Origin of the sequence: Microvirga sp. KLBC 81, from assembly GCF_003075415.1 — a bacterium.
Taxonomy (GTDB): Bacteria; Pseudomonadota; Alphaproteobacteria; order Rhizobiales; family Beijerinckiaceae; genus Microvirga.
The window spans coordinates 1-532 of sequence record NZ_QDAH01000333.1 but is presented as its reverse complement, the minus strand read 5'-3'; the positions used below and the strand labels follow the sequence as shown (position 1 = coordinate 532).

The following is a 532-nucleotide window of genomic DNA, read 5'->3' as shown; positions in this document are numbered from 1 at the left end:
ATCCTACGGTTTGCAGAACGGGTATATCGAGTTTCGCGAGTTCCGGCGGGGTAGGCGCAAGGTTGCGCCAATAGTCATCGTAGGTGGGATGCGACAGCCATCGATCCCAATAGGGGTTGGGGACGCCATCGATCTTGTCGAGATCACGATAAGCTCTCCCGCTGAGATACCAGGTCCGATTGAGCCGGTTCCAACGTGCGGTGTCGCCGTAAGCGGCGTTATCCAGCGTCTTGTTCGTCGTGGTGTAAAGAGACCAAGGGTATAGGAAATTCCAGACCACCCCGTTTTCGCTCGGGGTGTCGATCGCCGGCCCTTCGGGAGCGCCGACCATAATCGCTTTAAGGGCGGCGGGCCTGTTCTTTGTCGCCGCCCACGTCGTGAAACCGCCGTAGCTGCCGCCGTACATGCCGACTTTGCCGTCGCTCCACGGCTGATGGGCGACCCAATCAATCAGCGTATCCGCATCGGGACCATCATGCTCGAACGGAACTGGCTTGTCGGGGCTGCACCCCTTGCCGCGCGTCAGGCCGAT

Annotated in this window: 1 protein-coding gene; it reads right to left on the bottom strand. The window is 60.2% G+C overall.

What is annotated here, in order from left to right; genetic code table 11:
• Nucleotides 1-532: CocE/NonD family hydrolase (locus DC522_RS34055; protein WP_165820455.1), on the bottom strand; the 532-nt coding region annotated here is incomplete at both ends.